Source organism: Methylobacterium sp. WL6, assembly GCF_008040095.1.
GTDB lineage: Bacteria > Pseudomonadota > Alphaproteobacteria > Rhizobiales > Beijerinckiaceae > Methylobacterium.
In genome coordinates this window covers 1-5424 of the sequence record NZ_VRVH01000296.1, presented here as the reverse complement: position 1 = coordinate 5424, position 5424 = coordinate 1, and the positions used below count along the sequence as shown (strand labels likewise).

Below are 5424 nucleotides of genomic sequence, written 5' to 3'. Positions count from 1 at the left end.
GATGCGCCTGATCGCCGGCAGCGGCCCGGCGGGCCTCGCCGGCATGCGGCGGGAGCGCCCGCTCGAGCCCGGGCTGGCGCTGGCGCGGCCCTTCCTCGACATCGCCAAGGTTGACCTCGTGGCCTGGTGCGAGGCGCAGGGCGTCGGTTTCGCGCGCGACCCCTCGAACGCCGACGACCGCTACGGCCGGGTGCGCCTGCGCCGATTGCTGCCCCTGCTCGCCGCCGAAGGGTTCACGACCGAACGATTCGCAAGGATCGCGGAGCGCGCCGCCCGCGACGACGCGGCGTTGGCGGCGGCGGCGGACGCCGCTTTCCGGCAGGCGGTCTCGGCGCCGCTGTCCGTGGGAGGGCGCCGGTCTCCTGTCCCAGAAGGAGAGGGAGCCGCGCCTCTCCCTCCCCCCGCAGTGGGGGGAGGGGGTGCTGCGGCGATCGTCCCGCTCCGTCTCGACGGCCAAATCCTCGCCGCGCTCCCCGACGCGGTCGCGCTGCGCGTCCTCGACCTCGCCCTCGACCGGGCCGGCGGCACGCTGCCGCGGCGGCTGGAGCGGCTGGAGCGGCTGGTCCTCGGCGACCTGCTGCCGGCGCTGAGATCGGGGCGCGCGGTGCGGCGCACCCTGCGCGGGCTCGCCATCGCCGCCGACCCGGCCCGCCGCGTGACGATCCGGCCCGCTCCGCCCAGGCGAGGGGACGGCCTTGCCGCAGGGGTGCCCGACTTACTTGGCAAGGGGGAGGGCTCTGCCTACATTGGCTTGGCGTGCGCGGACGAACCCGCAGCGGCGGGCAGCCGGCCCACACGCCCCAGGGATTGATCGATGAACCCGAATTTTCGCAATTTTGCTCTGTGGGTCGTCATCTTCCTCCTCGTCCTGGCCCTGGTGACCCTGTTCCAGAATCCGGGTCACCGCGGCGGCGGGAGCGAGATCGCCTACAGCCAGCTTCTCAACGACGCCGATGCCGGCAAGATCCAGTCCGTCGTGATCTCGGGCCAGGACGTGTCCGGCTCCTACGTCGGCGGCGGCAGCTTCACCTCCTACGCGCCGAACGATCCGGGCCTCGTCTCGAAGCTTTCGGGCAAGGGCGTGCAGATCACCGCGCGCCCGCCGTCGGACAACACGCCGTGGTTCATCCAGCTGCTGGTGAGCTGGCTGCCGATCCTCGTCTTCATCGGCGCCTGGGTGTTCCTGTCCCGGCAGATGCAGTCGGGTGCCGGCCGCGCCATGGGTTTTGGGAAGTCGAAGGCCAAGCTCCTCAATGAAGCGCACGGGCGCGTCAGCTTCGACGACGTCGCCGGCGTGGAAGAGGCGAAGGAGGATCTGCAGGAGATCGTCGAGTTCCTGCGCGACCCGCAGAAGTTCCAGCGGCTCGGCGGGCGCATCCCGCGCGGCGTGCTCCTGGTCGGCCCCCCCGGCACCGGCAAGACCCTGATCGCCCGCGCGGTGGCGGGCGAGGCCAACGTGCCGTTCTTCACCATCTCCGGCTCGGACTTCGTCGAGATGTTCGTCGGCGTCGGCGCCAGCCGCGTGCGCGACATGTTCGAGCAGGCCAAGAAGAACGCCCCCTGCATCATCTTCATCGACGAGATCGACGCGGTCGGCCGCCATCGCGGCGCCGGCCTCGGCGGCGGCAACGACGAGCGCGAGCAGACCCTCAACCAGTTGCTCGTCGAGATGGACGGCTTCGAGGCCAACGAGGGCGTGATCATCATCGCGGCGACCAACCGCCCCGACGTGCTCGACCCCGCGCTGCTGCGTCCCGGCCGGTTCGACCGCCAGATCATGGTGCCGAACCCGGACGTGACCGGCCGCGAGCGCATCCTGCGCGTCCACGTCCGCAAGGTGCCGCTGGCGCCGGACGTCGACCTCAAGGTCATCGCCCGCGGCACCCCCGGCTTCTCGGGCGCCGACCTGATGAACCTCGTCAACGAGTCGGCGCTGCTGGCCGCGCGCCGCGGCAAGCGCATCGTCACGATGCACGAGTTCGAGGACGCCAAGGACAAGGTGATGATGGGCGCCGAGCGGCGCACCCTCGTCATGACCGAGGACGAGAAGCGGCTCACCGCCTACCACGAGGGCGGCCACGCCATCGTCGCGTTCAACGTCCCGGCCACCGACCCCGTCCACAAGGCGACGATCATCCCGCGCGGCCGGGCTTTGGGCATGGTCATGCAGTTGCCCGAGCGCGACAAGCTGTCGATGTCGTTCGAGCAGATGACCTCGCGGCTGGCGATCATGATGGGCGGCCGCATCGCCGAGGAGATGACCTTCGGCCCGGACAAGGTGACGTCGGGTGCCCAGTCCGACATCGAGCAGGCGACGCGGCTCGCCAAGATGATGGTCACGCGCTGGGGCTTCTCGCCTGAGCTCGGCACCGTCGCCTACGGCGACAACAACGACGAGGTCTTCCTTGGCATGTCGATGGGCCGCCAGCAGACGGTGTCCGAGTCGACCGCCCAGAAGATCGACGCCGAGGTGCGCCGCCTCGTCGAGACCGGGCTGGAGGAAGCGCGCCGCATCCTGGCCGACAGGAAGGACGACCTCGAGGCGCTCGCGCAGGGCCTGCTCGAGTACGAGACACTCTCGGGCGACGAGATCAAGAACCTGCTCAAGGGCCGTCCCCCGGTCCGCGACGGTGGCGACGTGCCCCCGACGCCGGCCCGCGGTTCCTCGGTCCCGTCGGCCGGCCGCGGCCGCCCGAAGGAGAGCGACGGCGGCCTCGAGCCGCAGCCGCAGGGCTGAGAGCCTCACCATCGACGAACGGGAAGGGCGCCACGACGGCGCCCTTTTTCGTATGTCCAGCATCCGAGACGGACAGGCATGGGAGACGCAGCGCGGGTTTTCCCTCCCCCTCTGCGGGGAGGGAAGAGGCGGCGTCGATTCACCGTAACGGGACGCGATCCGCGCGTGCCGCGCGATCGATGATAGGTTGCCCGCAACGTCGCGTGCCCGATGGGACGGAGAGTTTCGTGAGAAAGTATTTCGGCACCGACGGCATTCGCGGCCGGGCCAACGGGGTGATCACGCCGGAGCTGGCGCTGAAGGTCGGCCAGGCGGCGGGCCTGGTGTTCCAGCGCGGCGACCATCGCCACCGCGTCGTCATCGGCAAGGACACCCGCCTGTCGGGCTACATGATCGAGACCGCGCTCATCGCCGGCTTCACCTCGGTCGGCATGGACGTGCTGCAGCTCGGGCCGATGCCGACGCCGGCGGTGGCGATGCTCACCCGCTCGATGCGCGCCGACATCGGCGTGATGATCTCCGCCTCGCACAACCCGTTCGAGGACAACGGCATCAAGCTGTTCGGGCCGGACGGGTTCAAGCTCAACGACGCGATCGAGCGCGAGATCGAGGCGCTGATCGACGGCGAGCTGCACACCCGGCTCGCCGGCTCCATGTCGCTCGGCCGGGCCAAGCGCATCGAGAGCGTGCATGCCCGCTACATCGAGTTCGCCAAGCGCTCGCTGCCGCGCAACGTGACGCTGGACGGCCTGCGCATCGTGGTCGACTGCGCCAACGGCGCCGCCTACCGCGTCGCCCCCGAGACCCTGTGGGAGCTCGGCGCCGAGGTCATCGCCATCGGCGTCGAGCCGGACGGCTTCAACATCAACCGCGACGTCGGCTCAACCGCGCCCGCCGCCCTGGTCGGCAAGGTCCGGGAGCTGCGCGCCGACATCGGCATCGCGCTCGACGGCGACGCCGACCGGGTGCTGATCGTCGACGAGAAGGGGCAGGTCGTCGACGGCGACCAGCTCATGGCCGTCGTCGCCCGCTCGTGGAAGGAGGACGACCTCCTGACCCAGCCGGGGATCGTGGCCACGATCATGTCCAACCTCGGGCTGGAGCGCTACCTCGGCGGGATCGGCCTCTCGCTCGCCCGCACCGCGGTGGGCGACCGCTACGTGCTCGAGCACATGCGCGAGCACGGCTACAACCTCGGCGGCGAGCAGTCCGGCCACATCATCATGTCGGACTACGCCACCACCGGCGACGGGCTGGTGGCCGCGCTGCAGGTGCTGAGCGTGGTCCAGCGCAGCGCGCGGCCGGTCAGCGAGGTCTGCCACTGCTTCGACCCGCTGCCGCAGATCCTGAAGAACGTGCGCTATCGCTCCGGCGAGCCGCTGCGCGCCGACAGCGTCGTCACCGCGATCGAGCACGCCCGCGAGCGCCTGGGCAACGCCGGCCGCCTCGTCATCCGCCCGTCCGGCACCGAGCCGGTCATCCGCGTCATGGCCGAGGGCGACGACCGCGGCCTCGTCAACGACGTCGTCGACGCGGTCGTCGACGCGGTGACCCGCGCCGCGGCGTGAGCGTTTCGGCCTGAGCGATCCCGTCTTCCCTCCCCCCGCGGGGGGAGGGAAGACGGGCTGCGGCGACGACGCGCTTCTTGAGCCGATCTGAGAATGAACGTTCATTGACATGAGAATGAACGTTCATTACACGGGGGCGGCACGCAGGAATCCGCCATGGGCCTTTCCGTTTCCGATCCCGGCACCGCCCTCCGTCTCGCAGAGCTTCGCGCCGTGGCCACGCCGGCGAACCTCGCGCTCGTCGGGATCCTCGGGCTCGCCTGGGTCGCGCTGATCGGCTGGACCGGGGCCGGTCCCGACGGATGGCAGGCGCGGTCCTGTGCCGGGCTCGCGGTTCGTCCCGCCGCCTGCCAGGGCGTCCCGCCCGCGAAGGACGCGAGCCGCATTGTGCCCCACGTCTCGGCGGCGAGCCTCGCGCGATGAGCGCCGGCAGCGCCGTCTCGGCGCGGATCGAGCCGTCGGCCCGGCGCGAGCACATCCTGGCGGCGGCCGAGGCCTGCTTCGTGCGCAACGGCTTCCACCGCACCACGATGCAGGACCTCGCCCGCGAGGCGGCGATGAGCGCCGGCAACGTCTACCGCTACTTCGCCTCGAAGGAGGACCTCGTCCTCGGGCTCGCCGAGTGCGAGCGCGCCCGCGGCGCCCTGCTCGTGGCCGAGCTGGAGCGCGACGGCGACCGCCGCGCGGCGCTGCTCGGCATCATCACCCGCTACTTCGTCTCGATCACCCGCGAGACCGCGATCCTGCGGGTCGACATCTGGTCGGAGGCGACGCGCAACCCGGCGATCGCCGCGATGACCGCGCGGGCCGAGGCCGAGGCGCGGGGCTGGTTCGTCGAGACCTTCGCCGCCCTGGCGCGGTCCCCCGCCTGCGACCCGGCCGCGCTCTACGCCCTGCTCGGCCCCCTGATGAAGGGGATCATCGTCGACCGGGCGCTGCTGCCCGGCTACGACCCGGCCGCCGCCGTCGCCCAGCTCCTCGCCCTGCTCGATGCGGGCCTCGACGGGCGCCTTCCCCTCGCCTCGACGCCCGCGGAGACCGGCCGATGACCGTTCGCGCCCATCGCCTCGGCCTCGCCGCCCTGGCCCTCGCGCTCCCCCTGTCCTTGCCGGCACGGGC

5 protein-coding genes are annotated in these 5424 nt (G+C 71.5%); all 5 read left to right on the top strand.

The genetic code is table 11. The features are described 5' to 3' along the window. Positions 1-811 (top strand): ATP-binding protein (locus tag FV230_RS23940; RefSeq protein WP_147844175.1); only part of this gene is annotated, 811 nt, incomplete at its 5' end. A 3-nt stretch (positions 812-814) separates the two neighbouring features. Further along, complete coding sequence (gene ftsH, locus FV230_RS23935; RefSeq protein WP_147728678.1) at positions 815-2737, top strand: ATP-dependent zinc metalloprotease FtsH; 1923 nt, start codon at positions 815-817, stop codon at positions 2735-2737. A 227-nt stretch (positions 2738-2964) separates the two neighbouring features. Further along, complete coding sequence (gene glmM, locus FV230_RS23930) at positions 2965-4305, top strand: phosphoglucosamine mutase (RefSeq protein WP_147728677.1); 1341 nt, start codon at positions 2965-2967, stop codon at positions 4303-4305. A 156-nt stretch (positions 4306-4461) separates the two neighbouring features. Beyond that, on the top strand, positions 4462-4728 hold the full coding sequence (locus FV230_RS23925; protein ID WP_147844174.1) for a hypothetical protein: 267 nt from the start codon (positions 4462-4464) through the stop codon (positions 4726-4728). Next, positions 4725-5354, top strand: a complete 630-nt coding sequence (locus FV230_RS23920) for a TetR/AcrR family transcriptional regulator (protein ID WP_147728675.1) — start codon at positions 4725-4727, stop codon at positions 5352-5354. Before FV230_RS23925 ends, FV230_RS23920 begins: the two co-directional genes overlap by 4 nt. The last annotated feature ends 70 nt before the right edge of the window (positions 5355-5424 follow it).

What these genes read in the sequence shown, in the direction of transcription:
- FV230_RS23925 (WP_147844174.1), top strand. Translation starts at nt 4,462, where the DNA reads ATGGGCCTTTCCGTTTCCGATCCCGGCACCGCCCTCCGTCTCGCAGAG.
- ftsH (WP_147728678.1), top strand. Translation starts at nt 815, where the DNA reads ATGAACCCGAATTTTCGCAATTTTGCTCTGTGGGTCGTCATCTTCCTC.
- FV230_RS23920 (WP_147728675.1), top strand. Translation starts at nt 4,725, where the DNA reads ATGAGCGCCGGCAGCGCCGTCTCGGCGCGGATCGAGCCGTCGGCCCGG.